Origin of the sequence: Streptomyces sp. NPDC014995, assembly GCF_043080745.1 — a bacterium.
In the GTDB taxonomy this organism is placed as follows: Bacteria; Actinomycetota; Actinomycetes; order Streptomycetales; family Streptomycetaceae; genus Streptomyces.
The window spans coordinates 51,202-75,209 of record NZ_JBIBVX010000019.1; the positions used below are offsets into that span (position 1 = coordinate 51,202).

The 24,008-nt window shown below is 72.0% G+C and carries 15 protein-coding genes; 6 read left to right on the forward strand and 9 right to left on the reverse strand.

The annotated features are described in order from the left end of the window. The first annotated feature begins 14 nt into the window (after window positions 1–14). Window positions 15–911: a glycosyltransferase family 2 protein gene (locus tag ACF1A1_RS32195; protein ID WP_392004734.1), complete on the forward strand. Its 897-nt coding sequence runs from the start codon at window positions 15–17 to the stop codon at window positions 909–911. A gap of 75 nt (window positions 912–986) precedes the next feature. Here the strand turns inward: ACF1A1_RS32195 and ACF1A1_RS32200 are convergent, their stop codons facing one another. The 4 genes from ACF1A1_RS32200 to ACF1A1_RS32215 all read right to left on the reverse strand — a co-directional run bounded on the left by ACF1A1_RS32200 (window position 987) and on the right by ACF1A1_RS32215 (window position 4,457). Next, on the reverse strand, window positions 987–1,139 hold the full coding sequence (locus tag ACF1A1_RS32200; RefSeq protein ID WP_392004744.1) for a hypothetical protein: 153 nt from the start codon (window positions 1,137–1,139) through the stop codon (window positions 987–989). Window positions 1,140–1,142: 3 nt separating this feature from the next. Then, on the reverse strand, window positions 1,143–1,646 hold the full coding sequence (locus tag ACF1A1_RS32205) for a DUF1360 domain-containing protein (protein WP_392004532.1): 504 nt from the start codon (window positions 1,644–1,646) through the stop codon (window positions 1,143–1,145). 115 nt (window positions 1,647–1,761) lie between these two features. Further along, a complete protein-coding gene (locus ACF1A1_RS32210) occupies window positions 1,762–2,367 on the reverse strand; it encodes a TetR/AcrR family transcriptional regulator (protein WP_392004533.1) in 606 nt (201 codons plus the stop codon). A 32-nt stretch (window positions 2,368–2,399) separates the two neighbouring features. Next, a complete protein-coding gene (locus tag ACF1A1_RS32215; RefSeq protein WP_392004534.1) occupies window positions 2,400–4,457 on the reverse strand; it encodes a discoidin domain-containing protein in 2,058 nt (685 codons plus the stop codon). Between the two features lie 385 nt (window positions 4,458–4,842). Between ACF1A1_RS32215 and ACF1A1_RS32220 the strand changes: the two genes are divergently transcribed. Next, window positions 4,843–6,234, forward strand: coding sequence for a Tat pathway signal sequence domain protein (locus ACF1A1_RS32220; RefSeq protein ID WP_392004535.1), 1,392 nt, complete (start codon window positions 4,843–4,845; stop codon window positions 6,232–6,234). A gap of 555 nt (window positions 6,235–6,789) precedes the next feature. Next, window positions 6,790–9,990 (forward strand): glycoside hydrolase, encoded by a 3,201-nt coding sequence (locus ACF1A1_RS32225; RefSeq protein WP_392004536.1) that lies wholly within the window; start codon window positions 6,790–6,792, stop codon window positions 9,988–9,990. A gap of 60 nt (window positions 9,991–10,050) precedes the next feature. On the opposite strand, the gene ACF1A1_RS32230 is transcribed toward ACF1A1_RS32225, so the two are convergent. From ACF1A1_RS32230 to ACF1A1_RS32250, 5 genes are all read right to left on the reverse strand, one after another. Continuing rightward, window positions 10,051–12,195, reverse strand: a complete 2,145-nt coding sequence (locus tag ACF1A1_RS32230; protein ID WP_392004537.1) for a glycoside hydrolase family 127 protein — start codon at window positions 12,193–12,195, stop codon at window positions 10,051–10,053. Between the two features lie 322 nt (window positions 12,196–12,517). Next, a complete protein-coding gene (locus tag ACF1A1_RS32235; RefSeq protein ID WP_392004538.1) occupies window positions 12,518–14,482 on the reverse strand; it encodes a glycoside hydrolase family 127 protein in 1,965 nt (654 codons plus the stop codon). A gap of 58 nt (window positions 14,483–14,540) precedes the next feature. Next, the gene (locus ACF1A1_RS32240; protein ID WP_392004736.1) at window positions 14,541–15,362 is read right to left on the reverse strand and encodes a carbohydrate ABC transporter permease; all 822 of its coding nucleotides are present in this window, start codon (window positions 15,360–15,362) and stop codon (window positions 14,541–14,543) included. Between the two features lie 29 nt (window positions 15,363–15,391). Beyond that, window positions 15,392–16,354: a carbohydrate ABC transporter permease gene (locus tag ACF1A1_RS32245; RefSeq protein WP_392004539.1), complete on the reverse strand. Its 963-nt coding sequence runs from the start codon at window positions 16,352–16,354 to the stop codon at window positions 15,392–15,394. A gap of 45 nt (window positions 16,355–16,399) precedes the next feature. Then, window positions 16,400–17,713: an ABC transporter substrate-binding protein gene (locus ACF1A1_RS32250; protein WP_392004540.1), complete on the reverse strand. Its 1,314-nt coding sequence runs from the start codon at window positions 17,711–17,713 to the stop codon at window positions 16,400–16,402. Window positions 17,714–17,962: 249 nt separating this feature from the next. Between ACF1A1_RS32250 and ACF1A1_RS32255 the strand changes: the two genes are divergently transcribed. The 3 genes from ACF1A1_RS32255 to ACF1A1_RS32265 all read left to right on the forward strand — a co-directional run bounded on the left by ACF1A1_RS32255 (window position 17,963) and on the right by ACF1A1_RS32265 (window position 23,966). Next, entirely contained in the window at window positions 17,963–18,991 is a 1,029-nt protein-coding gene (locus tag ACF1A1_RS32255) for a LacI family DNA-binding transcriptional regulator (RefSeq protein WP_392004541.1), read from the forward strand. A gap of 162 nt (window positions 18,992–19,153) precedes the next feature. Next, window positions 19,154–22,444, forward strand: a complete 3,291-nt coding sequence (locus ACF1A1_RS32260) for a discoidin domain-containing protein (RefSeq protein ID WP_392004542.1) — start codon at window positions 19,154–19,156, stop codon at window positions 22,442–22,444. 25 nt (window positions 22,445–22,469) lie between these two features. Beyond that, window positions 22,470–23,966: a family 43 glycosylhydrolase gene (locus ACF1A1_RS32265; RefSeq protein ID WP_392004543.1), complete on the forward strand. Its 1,497-nt coding sequence runs from the start codon at window positions 22,470–22,472 to the stop codon at window positions 23,964–23,966. Window positions 23,967–24,008: the final 42 nt, after the last annotated feature.

The following is a 24,008-nucleotide window of genomic DNA, read 5'->3' on the forward strand; positions in this document are numbered from 1 at the left end:
ACACCGGCACGACGGTGCGCGACACCCGCACGACGGTGGTGGTCATCACCCACAACCGCCGCGCCGAGCTGCTGCGCACGCTCACGCGGCTGCGGGAGCTGCCCGAGCGGCCCCTGGTGATCGTCACCGACAACGGCTCCTCCGACGGCACCGCCGAGGCGGTGCGCCGCGACTTTCCCGAGGTGGTGTTGCTGGAGCCCGGGGAGAACCTGGGCGCGATCGGGCGCAATCTGGCGGTGCGTCTGGTGCGTACGCCGTACGTGGCGTTCTGTGACGACGACACCTGGTGGGCGCCGGGCAGCCTGCGGCGGGCGGCGGACCTGCTCGACGGGCGGCCTCGTCTGGCCGGGATCACGGCCCGTATCGTCGTGGAGCCGTCCGGCACCGAGGATCCCGTCGTCAAGGAGCTGCGGGAGTCGCCCCTGTCCGGGCCGGACTTCCTGCCGGGACCGGCCCTCGGCTCCTTCCTCGCGGGCGCAACCGTGCTGCGCACCGACGCCTTCCGGGGGGCGGGCGGCTTCCATCCCGGCCTGTGGCTGGGCGGCGAGGAGGAACTCCTGGCCACCGATCTGCTGCGGCAGGGCTGGTGGCTGAGCTACGTCGAGGACCTGACCGTCCATCACCAGGCGTCGGTCCTGCGGGACAGCACGGCGCGCCGGATCCTGGGGATCCGCAACACGCTGTGGTTCACCTGGCTGCGCCGCCCGCTGCTGCCGGCCCTGCGCCGCACCGCCCACCTGATGGTCACGGTGCCCCGCGACGCGGCCTCGGTGCGGGCCTTCGCGTACGCGGCGGCCGGGCTGCCCTGGGTGCTCAGGCAGCGCTCCCCCGTGCCGCCGGAGATCGAGCGCCGGCTGGCGGCACTGCAACGGGCCCGGCGCTCTTCGTCGGCGCGCCGGTACATCGGGTGATCGTCGGCGCGCCGGTGCGGCGGGCGCATCGTCGGCGCGCCGGTGCGGCGGAGGAGGGCCGGCCGCCGCGGACGGTCAGGAATCGCTCTTCACGTCGTCCGTGTCCTCCTCGTCGTCGCGCTCGCCCTCCGCCTGGGAGGGGGTCGGGTACTCGGTCGTGTCGTCGGTGTCCTCGTCGTCCCGTTCGCCTTCGGCCTGGGACGGGGTCCGGTGGCTCATCGTGCTCACTTCTCACTCCTCGGTGCTCTGCTGGGTCCAGGTCCAGGCGTACTGCAGCCAGTCCGACAGGGTGACGGCGCCGAGACCCGCGCAGACCAGGCGGGTGGCCCGGGGCGTCCAGGCGTAGGCCCCGACCAGGGTGCCGGCCACCCACACCGAGACGCAGAACGGACAGGACACCAGGTCACCGACGGCGCGCCGGACGCCCGTGCCCCGGGGTTCGTCCATGACCTCCGCGCCGAGAGCCTGGCCCTTGCGCCGGGTGAACGGCGCCCGCAGGAAGCTGGTGACCTTGTCCCGGGACAGCAGCCGGGCCGCCTTGTACGTGGCCGTCCCCAGCAGGGCGACGTCCCACGGGGGCACGTGGTGCGGCAGCTGTATCCCTCGGCGGCGCGCCACGCCGGCGTACACGGCGGCGGCCGTCGTGAACGTGCCGGCGAGCACCGCGTACCCGCCGAGGGGCACGTCCTCCTCGCCGTCGGCCCGCTCCTCGTCACGCACGGCATCAGTGGTCATGGCACCTCCTGGAGCGATCCGGGTCTTCCCCGGGCGCGCCCCGAGTTCCCCCGCACGCGGGCCGCACACCCGGCCGGCTCCTGCTCAGCGGCGGGTCCGCCGCCTCCCGCCGAGGTCAGGCCGAGGTGCCGGCGTCGACCAGGCCGGCGATGTGGGCGGTGACGGTGTCGAGGATGTCGGTCCAGGTCGCGTCGTCGCCGAGCACGAGGTAGTTCAGGGTCAGCCCGTCGGTGACGGCGGCCAGGTAACGGGCGAGTACGGCGACGGGGACGCGGAGCCGGAAGTCCATGGTCTGCCGCAGCTCGTCGATGAGCTCGGCGTAGGTGGCGCCGTACACCTCGTACTGGCGGCGCGCCAGATGCTCGAATCCCGGTTGGCGCAGGGCGTACTGGGTCAGTTCGTAGGTGAGCATGTGCTCGTCGGGGTGGGCGCGGACGTGGTCCCAGTACGCCTGGAAGCCGGCCCGGACGGTCTCCTCGAGCGTCGCCCGGGCCCGCAGCGCCTCCTTCACCACCGTCACGGAGTGGTCGGTGATGGTGGTGATCACGGACTCGACCAGCTCCTGCTTGGAGTCGAAGCAGTAGTGGAAGACGCTGAGGGACACGCCCGCCTCGGCGGCGATGGACCGGGTCGTCGCCCTGGCGACGCCGTCCCGGGCCATCACTCTGATCGCCGCTTCCGTAAGTTGCCGGCGCCGTTCCGCCGACGGCATCCGTGCCATTGCGCGTGCCCCCCTGGTCGAACCGGCCGGCGTCAGCCGCTGTGGACGCCCACCTCGTACAGCGAGTATCCCCAGTCGGTGCCGCGCTCCAGACCGTGGACGCGGACGTGGCGGGCCGGTGTGGCGGTGAACCGGGCCGTGTCCAGACCGCCGTCGCCGGAGGTGGTGGACCAGGCGGTCCGCCAGGTCCTGCCGTCGGTGGAGAGCTCGATGCGGTACGACTTCCCGTACGCGCGCTCCCAGTCCAGCGTGACGCGCCCGACGAGGTGGGTGGAACCGAGGTCGACGGTCAGCCACTGGTCGTCGCTCCAGTCGGCGGCCCAGCGGGTGGCCGCGTCCCCGTCGACGGCCCGCCCGGGGGCGTAGCTGGTGAACGGGTTCGACTCCTGTGAACTGGCCGTCGCCGTCCTGCCCCCGGCGAGGTTGACACCGGCCTGGTGCTTCTCCGTGCCACCCCAGGTGCCGAGGTAGGACTCGGCGCCCCGGAAGAGGTCGTCCACCACGTCCTGGCCGCCGACGAGCCGGATGTCCTCGATCCAGTCGGGGATGAGGCCGGCGTGGGCGGCGCCGTCGGTGTTGTAGTCCCAGGTGCGTTCGCCGGTGGTCTGCCGGTCGATGAGCGAGCCGCCGTCGACGCTGCGGAAGGGGTAGGTGACGGGGTTCGCGGTGTTCGCGCCGCGCGGGGCGGGGTGGTCGCCGATGCCGTTGAAGTCGGTGCCGTAGCCGTAGCCCACGCCGTACTTCTCCCGCAGCGCGTCCGTGCGCCGGGCCTCGGCGCTGAACTCCTCGGAGCCGTGCATGTACTGGGCAACGAAGCCGCCGAGGGAGTAGACCCGCTCGGTCCAGTTCAGGTCCATCCAGCTGTGGGAGGAGAGCACGCCGGGATAGGACTCGGCCTCGAGGATGTCGAGCACCCGGCCGGTGGCCTTGACGCTCATGTGGTCGATCTCGACCATCATCTTGCGTTTCATCATGCCGCGCAGGGCGTACTCACCGAGGCCGGTGAGCCCGCGGACGTTGCACCGGGCGTCCTCGTCGTACGCGGGGACCTCGACGCCCGCCGGGAGTGTGGCCTCCGCCTCGGGGGCGGCCGCACCGCCGATGGGGTTGTCCTTCTGCGGGCCGGTGCACTTCTCCGTCTGCCAGAAGGTGCCCGTGGACAGGAACTGGCCGACGTTGATCGCCGTACCGAGACCGTGCTCGTCGAAGCGGACCCCGCACAGCGCGTTGTCGAACTTGTGGCACAGGAACATGCTGCGCACGCCCAGCGCGTACAGCTCGTCCAGTCCCTTGTCGATGTCCTCCTTGCTGCACTGCGCGATGTCCAGGATCTGCTTGCAGCCGAACGGCTCGGAGGTCTCGACGCCCAGGACGACGGCCAGTTTGCCCTGCCGGACGACCTCGCGGGCCTGCGCGCTGTCGGTGACGATCCGGAACCAGCCCTTGCCCGTGCCGCCGTACATCTTGTCGATGTGGGCCTGTAGGTCGTAGGTCAGTTTGGCCTGGAGCCGGATCGAGGTCATCTCGTCGCAGCCGCGGTCCTTGAAGAAGTACACCGAGCAGATCACGCCGTTGGTGACGAGGTCGTTGACGAGGACCCGCTGGCCGCCGCGCCAGGCGCGTTCGACCCAGGCGTAGTAGTTCGCCTGGTGTGTCATCGAGTCGTGGGCGGGCCAGTCCTTGAAGGTCGGCCAGCCGACCGGGTCGTGCCGGCCGTCGCCGCCGTGGGTGATGTAGTCGAAGACCGCGAGCGTGCCGTCGGGGTAGTGCTCGGGACAGTCCTTGAGCGCGTCGGCGATCCCGGCTGCCGAGAAGGTCCTGCCGCAGATGAGCCGCCCGCCGAAGGCCTCGTTGGACATCAGGTGGTTGTGGGCGTCGACGAAGCCGCGCACCTCGCCCTGGGCGTCGGTGCCGGTGAAGGGTGCGCCGGTGACGTCGATCCGGGAGTCCGGCGTGGGCCGGGCGGTCGGGTCCCACCAGTCGGTGCCGGCCGCCGAACTCGGCGTGGGGCCGAGGGCCATGGCCAGCACGAGGAGGAGCAGCGACACAACGGTGACGTCTTTGCGGCTGCGGTACGGGCGTCGAGCCATGGTCACTACCCACGTCCATCGGTCGGCGGGACGGCACGGTCGACGACCGGTGGCCTCCGGCTCGGGGGCCACCTCGGGGCGGCTCGGGGGCCACCTCGGAGTTGTCATGACCGGCGCAAGATGTGTGACGAGGATCGCGACTGGCGCTTTCCGAGTCAAGGGTCCGGGACGCTTGACCTGATGAGCCTTCGGGCCGGTCAGCCGGGGCGCCGGTGCACCCGGGGGCTGACCGGGGTACCGCGCCTTCCCCCTCCCCAACCCCCGTTGCCGCCAAAGCCGTTGACCGGAACCGGGCGTGCCAGCACAATGGGCGCGCGCTCCTGAGAGCGCTCTCAAACCCACCGACCTTCGCGTTCTCCACCGCGCCCCACCTTCGAGGAGCCCCATGACCGGCAGTCGACGCCCGGTACTCAGCCGCCGTGCGCTCATCGGGACCGGACTCGCCGTCGGCGCCGCGGCCCTGACCGCGGCCGGCTCCGGCACCGCCGGGGCGGCGGAGCGCCCGTCCACCACCCGGCTCCCCGCCCGGCAGCGGGCGTACTCCTTCCTCGCCGCCACCATGGACGCCTACCCGGAGCACGGCACCATCCGGCTGGCCCAGAGCTACACCGACCAGGCCGGCCTGTTCAGCACCGCGTTCACCTACGACAACGCCCTCACGGTCCTGGCCCACCTCGCCGCCCGCACCCGCGAGGGCCACGCCCGAGCCGTGGCGCTCGGTGACGCGCTGCTCTACGCCCAGGCGCACGACCCCGCCCACGACGACGGCCGGCTGCGCCAGGCCTACAACGTCGGCCCGTACACCTTCTACGACGGCTCCCCGCAGCCGTACGGCTTCGTCCGCGCGGACGGAACCGCCAACGTCGGCACCCAGTTCGGCTTCACCGGCACCGCCGTGGGCGACATGGCCTGGGCCGGCATCGCGCTGAGCGCCCTCGCCCGCCGGACCGGCGAGCGCCGCTTCCTCACCGGGGCGGTGCGGATCGGCGAGTGGATCGAGCGCGTGGGCCGCACCGACGAACCCCTCGGCGGCTACAAGTTCGGCGTCGACGGCGCCGACCGGAAACTGCCCTTCACCTCGACCGAGCACAACACCGACCTGATCGGCCTCTTCGGGCGCCTCGCCCGGCTCACCGGCGACCCGGTCTGGCTCGAGCGCCGCGCCCGGGCGGCGGCCTTCGTCACAAAGATGTGGGAACCGTCCGGCGGCTTCTTCTACACCGGCACCGACGACGGCGTGACGATCAACAAGTCCCCGGTGCCCGAGGACACCCAGACCTGGACCCACCTCGCCCTCTCCTCCCCCGCCCACGCCCGCTCCCTGGACTGGGCCGCGGCGGAACTGGCCGTCCTGGACACGGCCGACCGGCGCAACAGCACGGTGCCCGCGGGCCAGACGTACGAGGGGGTCACCTTCAGCTCCGCCAGTCTCCTGGCGAACGAGGACGCCCCGATCGCCGCGGGCCAGCCCAGGCCCGACCGCAACGGCGTGTGGTTCGAGGGAACGGCCCACCTCGCGCTCGCCCTGCGCCACCGGCACGCCCCCGGGGACGAGACCCGTGCCCGGCGGCTGCTCGCCTCCGTGGAGCGGGCCCAGGACCTGCTCGGCGGCGACCAGACCATCGGCGCCCGGGCGCTCCCCGCGCGCTCCGGAGTCGTCTCGGCGAGCAGCCCCCTCGACACCGGCTTCGGGTTCGGCTACTACCCCTACCGGCACACCGGGGCCACCGCCTGGTACCTGCTGGCGGCGGCACGGGCCAACCCTCTGGGAGCCTGAGCGGACCGCGGCGCCGGAAGGGGCGCCCGGCCCATGCGCGGGCAGGGCGGGCCGTTCGACGGCGCCGCCCGGCCTCCGCCGGCGGCCGCCCTCCCGGGGGAAGCCGTCTCTGTGGCTCGCCTCCGTTCATGGCCGTCCTCGACGGCGCGCACGGCAGGTTCACCGCACGGCCGGAGTCCCGGCACACCTGCCCCTGGAGGCCGCCGAGCGGACCGCCGCTCCCAGCAACTCCCCCACGGCTGCGGCCGCCCGCCGTCGCGCGCCGGTCGTCGGGGAGGCCGGCCGTGCGGTGCGACGCGCCGCTGCCCCCCTCCGCTCCCCGCCGCCCCTCCCCCACTCCCCTCCGCTCCCCTCCGGTCAACGAAGAGGCCGTCCGTCCATGACCCCGGCACCAGCACCGGGCGCCGGGCGGCGAGTGAGAGGCCACCGGCCACGCGGTCACCGGCCCGGGCTCCGCACGCTGTCTTGACGTGTTCATTTCCGTCGTCAAGCATGCGGTGGGGCCGATCGATTGTGGTCGGTTCTGTTCCTCTCCGTGTCATGGAAGGGAGTTCCGTGGGCAGTTCCGTGTCCCGTCGACAGCGCCTCGCCCGGGTGGTGACGCCGACCGTCCCCCTGGTGCTCGGCGCCGGTCTCGTCACCGCCCCCGCCCCCGCCGCCGCCGACTCCTCGGCGCAGAGCGCGGTCACCGTGCGGATCGACCCGTCCTACCGGCAGCAGGAGTTCGAGGGGTGGGGGACGAGTCTCGTCTGGTTCGCCAACGCCACGGGCGGCTATCCGGACGCCGTCCGAAGACGGCTCGTCGACATGCTGTTCGGTGAGGACGGGCTCCGCCTCAACATCGCGCGCTACAACATCGGCGGCGGCAACGCTCCCGACGTCCGCAAGGACTACATGAAGACCGGCGCGACCATGGAGGGCTTCTGGAAGGCTCCCGAGGGGACCACCCGGGAGGACATGGACTGGTGGGATCCGAACAACCCGGACCACTGGAACTGGGACGCCGACGCGGGCCAGCGCTGGTGGGTGGACCAGGTCAAGGACAAGGTCACCCGCTGGGAGGCGTTCAGCAACTCCCCGCCCTGGTTCCAGACGGTCAGCGGTTACGTCTCCGGAGGGTTCGACGCCGGCGCCGACCAGATCCGCGCCGACCGCGTCGACGACTTCGCCACCTACCTCGTGCGGGTGACCGAACGTCTGGAGCGGGAGCACGGCATCGACTTCGACACCCTCGACCCGCTCAACGAACCCAACACCTCCTACTGGGGCACCCAGTTGGGGGCCGACGGTCAGCCCACGGGCGGCCGCCAGGAAGGCGCCCACGCCGGGCCGGCCCTCCAGCAGAAGGTGATCCTCGCCCTCGACAAGGCGCTCGACGGGGCAGGGACCGACGCCGAGATCTCGGCGATGGACGAGACGAACCCCGGCATCTTCACCCAGAACTGGAACGCCTACGACGCCGCCGCGCGAGCCGCCGTCGACCAGCTCAACGTGCACACCTACGGCACCGGCATGCGCACCAGCGCCCGGGACATCGCCAAGGGCGCGGACAAGAAGCTGTGGATGAGCGAGGTCGAGGGCACCTGGGGCACGGGCACCGACTTCACCGGCATGGATCCGGGGCTCGGCATCGCCACCCGGATGGTCGACGACATGCGCGAACTGGAGCCCGCCGCCTGGGTGTTCTGGCAGCCGGTCGAGGACGCGATCCCGCAGGCCGCCGCGGGCAAGAACTGGGGCAGCATCCACGTGCCCTTCGACTGCACGGCCGAGGACACCCTGGAGACCTGTCCGGTCCGCGCCAACTCGAAGTTCCACACCATCCGGAACTTCACCCACTACATCCGGCCCGGCGACCACTTCGTGAAGGTCGACGACCCCTCCAGCGTCGCCGCGGTGCGCGGGTCCGGCCGGGCGGCGAGCGTGGTGCACGTGAACAGCGGCACGTCCGCGCGCTCCGTGACCCTCGATCTCTCCCGGTTCGGCAAGATCGCGCCACGGGCGTCGGTCACCCCCGTGGTGACCAGTGCGGACGGTGCCCTCGTCCGGGGCACGCCGGTCCGGGTCACCGACCGGTCGGCCACGCTGACCGTCCCCGCCAGGTCGGTCACCACCTTCCTGGTCGAGGGCGTCAGCGGCGTGGCGAAGGACGCCGCGCTCGTGCAGCCCGGCCACGTCTACCGGCTCCAGGGCGCGCAGAGCGGGAAGTCGCTCGCCCCGTCGGACGACGGCGGCGGTGTCGTCATCCGCACCACCGACACCGCCGACGCCGAACAGCTGTGGTCCGTACGGAAGTTGACCTCCGGCTCCGGCAACCGTGAGCGGTACGCCGTCCTCGGCGCCACGACCGGCGAGCGGCTCGCGGTGCGCGACGGCCAGGCCGTCCTCGAGGACCCCGCGGACGGCGAGCCCGGAGCGGCGGCCCAGTGGATCCTGTCGACGACCGGAGACGGCACCTGGACCTTCGTCAACGCCGCCACCGGCCGCCTCCTCGACGTCACCGGGCAGTCCTCCGCGGACGGCGCCAGGGTCTCCACCTACACCCCGACCTCGGCGACGAACCAGCGCTGGACCGTGACCGACGAGACGGTGCTGCGCTCCGAACCGGCCAAGGCGTTCACCGTGCCCGGTCTCGCCCCGCGGCTCCCGGCGACGGTGACGCCGGTGTACCGGGACGGCGCGCGCGGTTCCCTCCCCGTGGTGTGGAGCCTCCCGCCGGACCGGGCGTGGCGCGACCCCGGGACGGTACGCGTCACGGGCCGGGCGACCGATCCGCTCGGCCGGGAGATCCGTGCCACGGCGGCCGTCACGGTCGACACCATCGGCTCGACCCTGCCCGGCCGCGCCAAGACCTACGTCGGCGGACGCCCCCGGCTGCCGGCCACGGTCGTCGGCGTCGGCGCGCACGGCGGCAGGACCGACCTGCCGGTGACCTGGGACCCGGCACCCGACGGGGCGTTCGACGCGACCGGCGTCGTGACGCTGCGGGGCGTCGCACGGGTCGTCGACGGCAGCACGGTCGACGCGACCGCACGCGTGCAGGTGACCGAGCCGGTGGAGACCGACATCGCGCCGGACGCCGACGTCTCGGTCGCGGCCACGTTCACCGAGAGCGGCTACTCCGCCGAGCGCCTGCGCAACGGCGACACGTCCGAGAAGGCCTGGTCCAACTGGAAGCCGGGGAACACCAAGAACCCCTCCGACACGGTCACCTACACCTGGCCGACGGCACGCGACCTCGACCGGCTCGTGGCCTACTTCTACCGGGACGGGAGCAGCGCCTCCTTCCCCGCGACGCTGAAGGCGCAGGTGCGCGGTGCCGCCGACGGCGCGTGGGTCGACGCGAGCGGCGACATCGCGGTCGGGACCGAGGGCACGCCGGTGGTCGAGGTGCCGCTGGAGGCGGGACCGGCGACCGGGGTGCGCCTGGTCATGACCGCCCGCCCGGGCGGCTACCTCACCCTGAGCGAGATCGCGGCGTACGCCAGGGCCCCCGGGGTCTCCTCGGACGCGGCCGGGGCGTCGATCGAGGTCGCGGGGGTTCCGGTCGCGTCCTTCGACCCCGGCACGGCCCACTACCGTGTCGTCACCGCCGATCCGGCCCGGGCCGTGGTCACGGCGACGGCACGCGACCCCTATGCGACCGTCACCGTCGAACGGATCCGCGAGGCCGGACGGACCCTGGCCGTCGTCTCGGTGACCGGCGAGGACGGGACGCGGACGACCACGTACCGGATCGAACTCGTACGGCGCTGACGCCCCGGGCCGGGAGGGGAGGAAGGGAGGGCACGACCGCGCCTCCCCTCCTCCCGGCCCTCAGCTCCTCAGGTCCGCCCGGACCGCCGCGGCGACGACGGCGTCCCGCTCGGCCGCCGTGAACAACCCCGCGGACAGCCAGGTGCCCGCGAGGACGCGCACCGCCTCCACGAAACGGCCCGCGGAGGGGAAGGGCGCCTGTTCCCAGAGGACGTCCAGGAAGGTCAGCCCGTCACCACGGGTCCGGTTGGGTACGCCCGAGTCGGACCCGCCGAACACCACGACGGGCTCAAAGCGCCGGAAGTAGGCGTGGTAGCGGGTGTCGTCCGCGACGAAGAACGGCGCGAGGGTCAGTCCGTGCGTGGTGAAGTGCAGCGGCCGGCCCTCCGGGCGGATCGAGTCGGCGAGGTCGCCCCGGAGCGTGAAGTCCCTGTAGAAGGAGAACGCGCGGAACCCCTGCTCAGGGCTCTGGGCGACCAGCAGCACGGGCCCGTGGAACACCGACTGGACGGACGGATCGTCCGGCGCCCTCTCGACCCGGAGACGGTACGGCGTGGAGATCTCGACCCGGTCGCCGCCGCGCCATCTCCTGGCGAGGGTGAGATAGCTGCCCGGCACGGCCTCGACCGGCTGACGGACCCCGTTGACCGTGACGGTCACACCTGCCGTGGCCCAGGACGGGATACGGAGCTTGAGGTCGAGCCTGCCGCTGCCCTCGCGGAACGTCAGGGCGCGCACGCCCTCGGCCGGGAACGTGCTCGTCTGCTCGATGACGAAGCCCCGCTCCGCCCACCGCAGGGTCGAGGCGAGGTAGAGGTTGACGTAGAGCGCGTTGCCGTCGGCGGAGCGGAAGTAGACCGAGTCCTGGTACTTGGTGTGGTTCTCCATGCCGGTGCCACCGCAGCAGGTGCCGGTGTTGCCGTACTCCCGCACGACGCCCGGGCCCATGCCGACGAAGTAGGTCACCTCGGGGCCGCTCGTGCCGGGGGCGTCCCGGCGGGAGGCGAGGATGTGGTTGGTCAGACCCCGCTCGTAGTGGTCCATGTAGGCGGCGTCCGGCTCGCGGAAGAACAACTGCCGGCTCAGCTTCAGCATGTTGTACGTAGCGCAGGTCTCGGCGTTCCTGTCGTCCAGGGTGGCCGCGACGGCGCCCCGGGCCCGGAACATCTCCCCCTGGCCCGTGCCGCCCAGGCTGTACGTCCGGGGACCCGCGACCATGCCCCAGAACGCGCGGGCCGCGGCGGCGTACCGCTCCTCCCCCGTGTGGTCGTACACCCGCAGATAGCCGGTGAACTGCGGTATGTGCTGGTTGGCGTGCCGGCCGTCGAGGACGTCCCGGTTCTCGGCGCAGGCGTCCAGCAGCGCGGTGTTGTCGAAGCAGCGGGCGGCGACGAGATGTTCCCGCCTGCCGGTGAGGGCGTACAGGTCCGCCATCACCTCGTTCATCCCGCCGTACTCACCGGCGATGTAGATCGACCACATCCGCTCCAGCTGGGCCTTCGGGAGGTGGCCGAGCCGGCTGTGCACCCAGTCGCCCATCGACGAGGCGACGGTCAGTGCCTGGGCGTTCCCCGCCAGGGTGTACGCGTCCAGGAGGCCGCGCATGATCTTGTGGCAGGTGTAGTAGGGCGCCCAGATGGCGGGGTAGGTCGTGTAGCTCTCCAGCAGGACGAACTGCGTCTCCGGGTAGGCGGCCAGATATCCGGGATGGCTGGGCCTGGGCGTGCCGTGCTCGGCCAGGGCCCGCTGGCACTCGGCGAGCGCGCCCACCAGGTGGTCGAGCTTGGACTTGAGCGCGGCTTCCCGTGTGTCGGCGTACGCCTGGGCGACGAGCGTGAGGAAGTGGCCGCCGTAGTGGCCGCGCAGGTTGCCGTCGGCGGTCTCCCAGCCACCGGGCGGCCGGGCGCCACGGGTGTCGAGCCCGGCGTTGGCCCGGAAGACGGCCAGGATGCGGTCGGCCGGGTAGGAGCGGGCGTAGTCGAGCATCAGGTCGCGCTTGCGGCGGAAGACGCCGTCGCCGAGGGTCACCTGGTCGAGCCGGAAGGGGTGCACCGCCCAGGAGGACGGTACGGGTGACGGGGCGCCGGCGGCCCGCGCGGGCGCCGCTTTGGTGGCGGCGGCCCGCGCCGCCGGGGCCGTCCCGCTCGTGAGGGCGGCTCCGGCGGCGAGCGTCAGCACACGGCGACGTGTGGGGGGTCGGGACATGCTCGGACTCCGATCGTGGGTGGTCGGCGGGCATGGGCGGTGGGCGGGTGGCCCGGTGGCCAGGAGGGGGCGGTGACGGTGGCCGTGGCGCGGTGGGAGGTGCCCGCGACGGTTCCCCTCACGTCGAGGACCAGGAGGGCCGGGGTCACCTTGTCGGGCAGGCGGCGGTCCGGGCCGTCCACGCGGACCGGCCGGTCCCGGCCGGCGGTGGGTTCGAGGACGTGGGTGCCCGGGTTGTCAGCGGTGGCAGGCGAGCCGGGCAGTCCCGGGGCCGGCGCCCCGGCCGGGCTTGTGTGAGTCCGCCTTCGCGGTCCCCGCACGGCTACCTCCCGGGGGGCGTGGTCCGCGGCTCGGCCGTCGGCAGCCACACCCGCATCGTCGAGGGCCCGCGGTTCGCCCAGGAGTGGTAGGGGACCAGGACGACGCCGGTGCGCTCGGCGGCGGGAGCGGCGACCCGGTCGAGCGGCCGGTACGGCCACACGGCGTCGGGCGGTCCACCGGGTCCGGCGAGTTCGCCGGGCGCGACCACGGTGTCGTCCGGCCCGTCCTCCGGCTCGACGGACGGATCGACCCGGACGGCGTCGACCTCGTGTCCGCCCGGCAGGTCCACGGACTCGGCGCAGTACACCAGCGGCCCGCGCTGCACGGCCACCGTGCCGCGCACCGCGTCGACGCGCGGGTCGGGCGCGATCCAGCGCGGGGCGACGGGCAGTTCGAGCCGTATCTCGTCACCGGGCCGGAAGAGGCGGGTGAGCGCGGCCGTGCCCGGCGCGACGGCGCGCCGTCCGCCGTCCGGGTCGACCAGCCACGCGGTGGCGCCTTCCGTCCACGCGGGGACGCGCAGCGACAGGGTCCAGGGGTGGTCGGGGGACCGTCCGACGCGCACGGTCACGCTCCCGCCCGACGGGTAGTCGGTGCGGACCCGCAGCGCGACCCCGTGTCCGCCGGTGAGGTGGGTGGCGATCTCCGCGTCGGCGTACTGGTGCAGTTGGACGCCGTGGTCGTCCGCCGTCGCCAGGTAGGCGGGCAGCAGCGCCAGGGTCCGGGCCACGTTGGTGGGGCAGCAGGACACCGCGAACCAGGGTGCGCGCAGGCCGGACTCGGCGCGCGGGCTCTCGGCGTCCGCGGGGGGTACGGTGCCCCGGCGGCGCCGGTGCAGGGTGTTGGCGTAGAAGAAGGCCCGGCCGTCCTCGGACGGGGAGGCGGCGACCACGTTGAACAGGGTCCGCTCCGCGAGGTCGGCGAAGCGCGGCTCGCCGGTGGCGAGGAGCAGCCGCCAGCCGAGCATCACGGAGGCGACGCCGGCGCAGGTCTCCGAGTAGGCGCGGTCCGGCGGCAGCACGAAGTCGTCGCCGAAGGACTCGTCCCGGTGGTGCGAGCCCATGCCGCCGGTCAGATGGGTCCGCCGGGCGACCGTGGCCTCCCACTGCCGTACGACCGCGGCGAGCAGGTCCTCGTCGCCGGTCTCCACGGCCACGTCCACGGCGCCGGCCGCGAGGTAGAGGGCGCGCACGGCGTGCCCGCGCAGCACCGTGGCGTCCCGGACGGGCAGGTCGTCCTGGTAGTAGGCGCGGCCGAACTCGATGTCGGGGAGCGTGCCGTGACCGCGGCGGTCGACGAAGAGGGCGGCCTGGTCGAGGTAGCGCTGCTCGCCCGTCGCCCTGGCCAGTTCGACCAGGGCCGTCTCGATCTCCGGGTGTCCGCAGACGCCCTCGATGCCGCCCGGGCCGAAGGTGGCGCACACGTGGTCGGCGGCCCGCCGGGCGGTCTTGGCCAGTTCGCCCTCGCCGCGGGCCCGGGTCCGGGCCACGCCGGCCTGGATCAGGTGCCCGGCGCAGTACAGTTCGTGGCCCCATGCGAGGTCGCTGTAGCGGGGCGGCCGACCGGGGCGGCCGAAGGCGGTGTTCAGGTAGCCGTCCGGTTCCTGGGCGGCGGCGATGGTGTCGGAGAGCGCGGTGATCTCCGCGTCGAGCGCGGGGTCGCCGCCGTGCCCGGCCTCCCAGGCCATGGCTTCGAGCAGCTTGTAGACGTCGGAGTCGGCGAACTCGCGGCCACGCCGGTCGTGGTGGACGCGGCCCTCGGCGGCGGCGCGGAAGTTGCCGATCCAGCCGACGCGTTCCATCCAGTCGCGGCAGTGGCCGAGTGTGGCGGTCGCGTTGACCGCGCGGCGCCCGGCCCAGAAACCCCCGGTGATCCTGACCTCGTCGAGACCGAGCGGCCGCAGCCGTCCCCGGGTCGGCGCCACCGGCAGAACGGGGGACCCCGCCCCCGGCGTGTTCTCCTTCACCACTTCATGCCTTCGGTTCGTCCTTTCGGTTGCCTGTCCAGGTCGTGGGCCGCCGGCGTCAGCCCTTGAGCGCGCCCGACATGAAGCCCCGTACGTAGTGCCGTTGCAGGAGCAGGAAGAGCAGGAGGCAGGGCACGGCGAGCACCACCACGCCCGCCTCGGTGGCGCCGTAGTCGACGGCGCCCATGCTCTGCTGCCGCAGGTTGGCGACGGCGAGCGGCAGGGGCGCCTTCTCGCTGTCCGAGATGAGGATCAGCGGCGCGATGAAGTCGTTCCAGGCCGCGAGGAAGGCGAAGAGCCCCACGGTGATCAGCCCGGGCCGCACCGCCGGGAGGAGGACCCGGCGCAGCGCGCCCGCCGTGCCGCAGCCGTCGACGAGCGCCGACTCCTCCAGTTCGCGCGGGACCGCCTCGAAGGAGATCCGCATCATGAAGGTGGCGAACGGCAGTTGGAACAGGGCCAGCACCAGGCTCAGTCCGATCAGCGAGTTCTGCAGGTGGAGCCTGCCGAGCAGCACGTAGAGCGGGATGAGGAGCGTGGCGTACGGGACCATGAGGATGGCCAGGGTCAACAGGAACAGCAGGTCCTTGCCGGGGAAGTCGAAGCGGGCGAAGGCGTAGCCGCCGAGCAGCGACACCCCGAGGGTCAGGGCGACGGTGAGCGCCGAGACGACGGTGCTGTTGAGGAGGTACCGCCACAGGCCGGCGTCGTAGTCGAGCAGGGTGCGGTAGTTGCCGAGGCCGTAGCCGGACTCCTGCGCGGTGCCGGGCTGCGCGCTGACGGAGGCCCAGGCGTTCCACAGCAGCGGGAAGAGGAAGATGACGGCCAGACCTGCGGCGACGACGTAGTACGGCGTCCGGCCGAGGGCGCGGGTGAGCACCGTGGTGTCCCTTCTCCAGGAGGGGGTGGTCATGAGGCGTCGGCGCGGCGCAGACCGCGGAACTGGACGGCGTTGAGCAGGAGCAGCGCGGCCAGCACGAGGATCGACAGGGCCGCGGCGGTGCCGAGGTTCAGCCGCTGGAACGCCTCGCGGTAGACCAGCTGCACGACGGTGACGGTGCTGTTGTCCGGTCCGCCCTTGGTGAGGACGAAGAACTGGTCGAACGCGAGCAGCGATCCGGTCACGCACAGCAGCAGGGACAGGGCGAGCGACGGACGCAGCAGCGGGAGCGTGATGCGGCGGAAGATCTGGCCGCGGCTCGCGCCGTCCATGCGGGCCGCTTCGTACACCTCGTGGGGGATGCGCTGGAGGCCCACGAGCAGGATCAGCATGTAGAAGCCGGCGAACTTCCAGACGACGAGGAACACCGTCGACAGCAGCGCGGAGGTCGGCGTGCCGAGGAAGGACACCGGGTCGTCGACGAGTCCCAGTTCTTCCAGGGTGCGGCCGAGGGGGCCGGTGGTGGGGCTGTACAGGCCCCAGAACAGCAGGGAGGCCGAGGCCAGTCCCAGGGCGCCGGGCAGGAAGTACACCGTGCGGAAGAAGCCGGCGCCGGGGCGGGACTCCTGCACCAGCAGGGCGAGCAGCAGCGCCAGCCCGAGGAGGACGACGGTGACGAGCACGGTGTAGAGGAGGGTGAAGCGGACGGCCGGCCAGAACAGGGGGCTGTCGGTGACGTCGGTGAAGTTCTCGGGGGCGTTGCCGCCGCGGTCTCCCGCGAGCAGCGGCCAGTCGCTGAGCGACATCTGCCCCACGAGCAGCAGGGGCAGCAGGAAGAAGACCGCGACGAACACGGCCGTGGGGGCCGCGTAGCCGAGCCCCTGGATCGTGCGGGAGTGCCGGCGGGGTGCGGTGGCGCGGGGCGGGCGGACGCGGCTCTCCGGCCGGGTCCGGGGTCCGGCCGCCGCCGGTTCGGCTGCCTTCACCTGCATGGCTCTCCTTCGCCGGGTGACGGGGTCGCTGCGCAGGGGTGCCGCTCAGTCGGCCAGCGAGGCGCTGACCGCCTGGTTGTTCTTCTCCAGGGACGCCCCGTCGCCGAAGACGGCGTCGCGCATCAGGGTCAGCCAGGGCCCGTTGGGGTCGTTGAAGGTCTGGCCGAACTTCAGTGCGTACGGGGTGCGGCCGTGTGCCACGAGCTCGTTGATCGTGACCAGGCGCGGGTCCGCGGCGGAGTGCTTGTTGGACGCGAGGTCGGTGCGTGCCACCACGTCCTTGTGCGCGGCGACGACGTCGACCTGCGCCTCGTCGCCGAGCGACCAGGCGAGGAAGTTCCAGGCCTGGTCGGCCTGCTTGCTGGTGGCGGAGATGCCGATGGCGTCACCGCCGACGAAGGTGGACCTGCCGCCGTCGGGTCCCGGGATGGGCGCGACCCCGAGGTCGAGGTCGTCGGGCATCAGGCCCAGGGTGGTGGACGGCATGGGCATCACGCCGACCTTCCCCTTCGGGAAGACCCCGGTCCAGGTCGTGCCCGTCTCGTCGCGCGCGCCGGGGGCCACGATGCCGTCCCGAACCCATCCGCGGTAGGTCTCGTAGACCTTCTTCGCGGTGTCGGAGGAGAGACGCGCCTCGGTGCCCTCCTCGTTCAGCACGTCCTCGTCGGCCGCCCAGATGGACGGCCACCAGGTGAAGACGCCGCAGCCACCGCAGTTGCCGCCGAAGAAGGTGCCGTCGACGCCGCCGCCGAGCGCGTCCACGGCCCGCGCCTGCCGGTCCCACTCGGCGAGGGTGGCGGGCGGCTTCGCGGGGTCGAGCTTCGCCCGCCGGTAGAGCTCCTTGTTGTAGAAGAGCACCGACAGGTCGAGGGTGTGCGGCACGACGTACTTCCTGCCCTCGTACGTGCCCGCCTTGATGTGCGACTGGGCCAGTTCGTCGGCGAAGGGAAGGGCGTCGACGCGTTCGGTGAGGTCGGCGAAGAGGCCGCTGGAGGTGTAGTTCGGGACGAACACCACGTCGGAGGCGAAGAGGTCGGGCAGGTCCCGGGATCCGGCGGCCGCGCCGACCTTGGCCTGGTAGTCGTCGGTGGGGACGACGGTGAGTTCGATCCTGTTCTCGTGGCTCGCGTTGTACGCCTCGACCAGAGCCTCGCTCTGCGGCCGGGTGGCCGCCCGCGTCCACATCGTCAGCGTGGTGCCGTCGTCGACGCCTGTGACGTCCGCCGTCCCGTCCCCTCCCCCGCCGGAGCCGCCCTCTCCCGACCCGCATGCCGTGACCAGGCTCGCGGCGGCGAGCACCGCGACGGCTCCGGTGACGAGGCGGCGTACGCGTCCACGCGGTCCGGCCGTGCTCCCCATGGCGATCCCCCTTGTGCGACGAACGGCTGTGACGTGCTCCGGGGCAGAAATGAACCGAAAAGGCTTTCTGAAAGCTAGGACGCGACTGATGGCCCGTCAATCCCCTTGCGGGCAAGGGCTTTCACCGTGTCACCGAAACCCGGGGAAACCCTCGTGACCCACCTCGACCGAAATGTGTCGCGTACGGTTTTACGCGTGCCGTGCCACCCTCGACGGGCTCGGCACGCGACGCGAGACAGGAGAACACCCATGGCACAGGCCGCCGGACCCGCTCGTTCGCATCCCGCCACGCTGGGCGACGTCGCCCGGCTGGCGGGCGTGTCCATCGCCACCGCGTCCAAGGCTCTCAACGGGCGCAGCCAGGTGCGCGAGGAGACCCGCCTACGGGTGATCGAAGCGGCCGAGCGGCTGTCCTTCCGGCCCAACCAGCTGGCCCGCGGCCTGCTCGCCGGGCGGACCGGCACCGTCGGACTGCTCACGAGCGACCTGGAGGGCCGGTTCGGCATCCCGATCCTGATGGGCGCGGAGGACGCCTTCGGCGCGGGCGAGGTCGCGGTCTTCCTCTGTGACGCCCGCGGGGACGCGATCCGCGAGCAGCACCATGTCCGCGCGCTGCTCGGGCGCCGGGTCGACGGCCTCATCGTGGTGGGCAGCCGGACCGATCCGCGTCCGTCCCTCGGTCGTGAGCTGCCCGTACCCGTCGTCTACGCGTACGCGCCGTCGGACGATCCGGAGGATCTGTCGATCGTCCCCGACAACGTCGACGCCGGCCGGATCGCGGTGGAGCACCTGCTGGCCTGCGGCCGGACCCGGATCGCGCACATCACCGGCGACCCCGGGTACCTGGCGGCGCGGGACCGGGCCGCGGGCGCCCGTGCCGCGCTCGCCGACGCCGGTCTCGCCCTGGTCGGCGAACCGCGGTTCGGGGCGTGGTCGGAGGGGTGGGGGCGGGCGGCCACCGCGCTGCTGCTCGACCGGCACGGGGACGTCGACGCCGTGCTGTGCGGCAGCGACCAGATCGCCCGGGGCGTCATGGACGTCCTGCGCGAGCGGGGCCTGCGGGTGCCGGAGGACGTGGCGGTGATGGGCTTCGACAACTGGCGGGTCCTGACCACCGCCTCCCGGCCGCCGCTGACGAGCGTGGACATGAACCTGGAACAGGTGGGGCGCGCTGCCGCGCAGGCCTTGTTCGGCGCGATCGCCGGAGCGCACCGCTCGGGGGTCGAGACCCTGCCCTGCCGCGTCGTGATCAGGGGATCGACGGCACCCCTGTCCTGAACGGCGCGTTGCTCCCGTCGGGTCCCACGCCGCTGTCTTGACACTGCGTCAGCTCGCTCCTACGTTGCGAAAACCTTTCAGGTCGTTTCCGCACTCCTCGGGTCACGAACGCCGGTGCCTTCGCGAGCGAACGCTTGTCGTCAACGGGACAGGGAGCCTTGGATGAGAAGACCGCACGTCCTCCTGGCACGACGCCGGCGCACGAGGTGCCTCCTCGTCGCACTGGTGCTCAGCGTCTGTTCCGTCGTCCCCGCGATCCCGGCCGCCGCGGCGCAGACCATCGGGTTCCCCTCCTTCAGCGGCCCGGCGATCCCGGCCCCGCCCGTCGCCCACACACCGGGCGACATGATGCGGGCGATCTACGACGCCGAGAGCTCAGGGACCGACTTCTGGACGGACCGCCTGCTGGCCCGCTCCGGCGACGACCCGGCCGGCCCCTGGCTGATGAGCCGTGGCCGCGCGGTCTTCATGAAGGAACACGACCCCGCCCGGCTGGGGTTCGGCGGCAAGGTCGCCTACTGGGAGAGCATCAACGACAACAGCGCCTACACCGTCGCGATCACTCCGGGCACCTTCACCGAACAGGTCTCCCGGCGCTGGCAGGCACCCAGCCACTGGAAGAGCGTGCACACCAGTGGCTCGGTCACGGTGAGCCAGACGAAGTTCATCACCGACAACAACGTCGCCGTGACCAACCTGTCGATCCGGAACGACGGCACGAGCGCCACCACGCTCCAGTTGCGCGCCACGTCGCCGTACGCCACCACGGGCACCGGCAGTGAGCTGACCGGGCAGGTCAACGCCTACAACAACCTCACCACCCTGCGTCCGCGCCTCACCGGCGACGGTTTCAGCGCCGTCGGCGGCGGCCTCAACCGGTCCGTGACGATCGCGGCCGGAGCCACGGCGACCGCCAAGGTGGTGATGGGCTTCGTCACCGACGAGATCCCGGAGTCGCTCACCGAGTACCACGCCTACGCGGCCCATACGAACGCGACCGCCTTCGCCACCCACGTCAAGGCCTACAACCTGTGGTGGGCGCGGAACGTGCCCTACATCGACGTGCCCGAGCCCGCGATCAAGAAGAACCTCTACTACCGCTGGTGGCTGATGCGCTTCAACCACCTCGACGCCGACATCCCCGGCCAGACCTTCCAGTTCCCCACCTCCACCGAAGGCGTCCTCGGCTACAACAACGCCATCGCCCTCACCCAGCCCATGCACATCGACGACCTCAAGTACCTGCGCGACCCGGCCTACGCCTACGGCGACTGGCTGAGCGTCGGCCAGACCTCCAAGGGCGGCCGCTTCCTGGACAACCCGGGCGACCCGGAGAACTGGTCCAGCAGCTACACCCAGTACATCGCCGAGGCGGCGTGGAAGAGCTACCAGATCCACGGCGGCCAGCCGGCGATCGCCGCGAACCTGGCCCACTACGCGGAGGGCGACGTCAAGGGCCAGCTCGCCCACTACGACCGCGACAACAACAAGCTCATCGAGTACGACTGGGGCGCCCTGACGGGCAACGACGCCGACGCGGTCTCCTTCCACTGGAAGCCCGGGAGCATGGACCGCGCCGAGTCCGCCTACCAGTACAGCGGCGCGCTCGCCGCCGCGCAGGCCTACGAGGCGATCGGCAACACGGCCAAGGCCGCCGAGATGCGCACGCTCGCCACACAGATCAAGGACGCCATCGTCAAGGTGCTGTGGAATCCCGGCCGGCAGCTGTTCGAGCACCGGCTGAAGTCGACCGACGAGTGGGTGCCCTGGAAGGAGATCAACAACTACTACCCCTTCTCGGTCGGCGCCGTCCCCGACACCGCGACCTACAAGCAGGCCCTGCGCCTGTACGACGACCCGGCCCAGTACCCGGTCTTCCCCTTCTACACGGCCAACCAGGCCGACAAGAAGGCGGCGGCCGACGCCGGGAACCCGGGCTCCAACAACTTCTCCACCATCAACTCCACCGTCCAGTTCCGGCTCTACTCCTCGGTGCTGCGCGACTACCCCACCTCGTGGATGAGCGCGACCGACTACAAGAAGCTCCTCTACTGGAACACCTGGGCGCAGTACATCGGCGGCAACACCCAGTGGCCCGACGCCAACGAGTTCTGGGCCGACTGGAACGGCAGCGCCATCGGCTACCGCTCCTGGATCCACCACAACGTCCTGGGCAGCAGCAACTGGACGGTGATCGAGGACGTCGCCGGACTGCGGCCCCGCAACGACGCCAAGGTCGAGCTCTCCCCCATCGACATCGGCTGGAGCCACTTCACCGTCAACAACCTCCGCTACCGGGGCGCCGACCTGTCCATCGTCTGGGACGACCCGGCCGACGGCGTGGTGCGCTACCCCGGCATCCCGGAGGGCTACTCGATCTACGTCAACGGCGACCGGGCCGCCACCGTCGGCTCGTTGGTGCCCTTCACCTGGGATCCGGCCACCGGCGACGTCACCACCAGCGGCACGGTCACCCACCGCACCGCCGTCCCCGGCCTCAAGGCCCCGAACCAGGTCGTGCAGAACAGCCCCCGCATGGTCGACATGCTCGCCAAGGCCGGCGTCGACCTCACGGCGAACCTCACCAACCTCGCCGCCGGGGCCACCGCGTCCGCCTCCCACACCGGGCCGGGCAGCTCCGTCGCCGGCGCGGTCGACGGGTACCCCACCAACGAGCCGTTCTGGGGCGCCGGCGGCTCCGCCAACACCCAGGACTGGTACGAGCTGAACTTCGGCACCGCCCGGACCTTCGACGAGGTGCGCCTGTACTTCAAGGACAGCCGCCCGGCCAGTACGACCTACCGGGCGCCGTCCGCGTACACCCTCCAGTACTTCGACGGCGGTTCGTGGGTGAACGTGCCCGGCCAGACCAGGACCCCGGCGGCACCGCGGGCCAACTACAACCTGGTGCGGTTCCCACCGCTCGGCGCCCAGCGCATACGGGTCCTGGCCACCAACGCCTCGGGGGCCAGGACGGGACTCACCGAGGTCAAGGTGTTCAACCGGGGCGGCGTCCAGCCGCCGGCCAACCTGGCGACGTCCGCCACGGCGTCCGCGTCGTACACCTCGCCCTGGGAGAGCGTCACCGCGGTCAACGACGGGATCGACCCGCCGTCGTCCCACGACACCGTGAACCCGCGCTGGGGGACATGGCCCGAGACGGGCCGGCAGTGGGCCGAGCTGACCTGGCCCTCGGCGAAGACCCTCACCAGGGCCGAGGTGTACTTCTTCGACGACGACCAGGGCATCGACATGCCCGCCGCCTGGAAGCTCCAGTACTGGGACGGCAGCGCCTACGTCGACGTGCCCGGAGCGAGCGCCTACGCGCTGGCGAAGAACCAGTACAACTCGGTCACGTTCACCGCGGTGAACACCACGCGCCTGCGCGTGCTGCTCACCGGGAACGGCACGAACTCCGTCGGACTCCTCGAAGCGAAGGTGTACGGGCCCTGACCGCCCCGATGAAGGAAGTGCACCCGTGACCAGATCCAGATCCCTGTCCGTGCTCACCGCCCTGCTCACACTGGCGGTCGCCTTCCTGGTGGCACCGCCGCCCGCTGCCGCCGCCGTCGCGTTCACGTCGACGGGGGTGAACCAGAACGGCGGGAACTGCGTGGATCTCCCCGACGGTTCGCCGGCCAACGGGACACGGCTGCGCGCCTCCACGTGCGATGGCGGCGCGCACCAGAACCTCGTGTTCACCCCGGTCCCGGGGGCGGGCGACACCTACACGATCACCACCCGGTCCGGCCAGTGCGTCGACGTCCACGGCGCGTCCACGGCGGACGACGCCGCGATCATCCAGTGGCCCTGCCACGGCGGAACCAACCAGCAGTGGCGCCTCACCCGGGTATCGGTCACCGGAACCGACAAGACCTTCCAGCTGGTCTCCGCCGGCTCCGGCAAGTGCGTCACACCGAGCGGCGGTTCGTCGGCCTCCCCCACCGACCTGGTGCAACTGCCGTGCTCCACCGCCAACGGCAGGGTGTGGCGGCTGCCCGGCTCCACCGGCGGCGGTACGGGTCCGGGCACGTTCACCAACCCGCTCTCCCAGCACGGGCCCGACCCCTGGCTCACCTACCACGACGGGTACTACTACCTCGCCACCACGACCTGGAACTCGACGATCACCATGCGCAAGGCCGCCACGCTGGCGGGCCTCGCCACGGCCACCGACCAGGTCGTCTTCCGCCTGACCCGGCCCAACGGCGCGGGCACGATGTGGGCACCGGAGTTCCACCTGCTCGACGGCCCCAACGGGAAACGGTGGTACTTCTACTACACGGCCGGGCGGGAGCCGTACGACCTGAACACCCAGCGGATCCACGTGCTGGAGAGCGCCGGCCTCGACCCGATGGGGCCCTACACCTTCAAGGCCGACCTGCTCGACCCGGTCCAGGACAACACCTGGGAGCTCGACCCGGGCATCCTGCGACTCAACGGCCGTCTCTACCTCCTCGGCACCTACTACAACGGCTCCCAGCCGATGTTCATCCGGCCGCTGTCGAACCCGTGGACCGCCGCCGGCACCCGCCGGGTGCTGTCCACCCCGACCTACAGCTGGGAGACGGTCGGCGGCGCGGTCAACGAGGGCGCCGAGGTCCTCCAGCGGGGCGGCAGAACGTTCATCGTCTACTCCGCCAGCCACTGCTCCACACCCGACTACAAGCTGGGGATGCTCACCTACAACGGCGGCGACCCGCTGAACTCCTCCTCCTGGGTCAAGTCCCCGAACCCGGTCTTCCAGCGGTCCAACGCCAACGGCGTGTACGGCCCCGGCCACAACGGCTTCTTCACGTCGCCCGACGGGACCGAGGACTGGATGGTCTACCACGCCAACGACTCCGCGAGCGGCGGCTGCGACATGAACCGCAGCACCCGGGCGCAGAAGTTCACCTGGAACGCCGACGGCACGCCGGACTTCGGCACACCGGTGGCCCTGGGCGTCCCGCTGACCTCACCCTCGGGCGAGTAGCACCACCCGTCGTCAGCGGTGCCCCGCTGACGCGTACCGCCC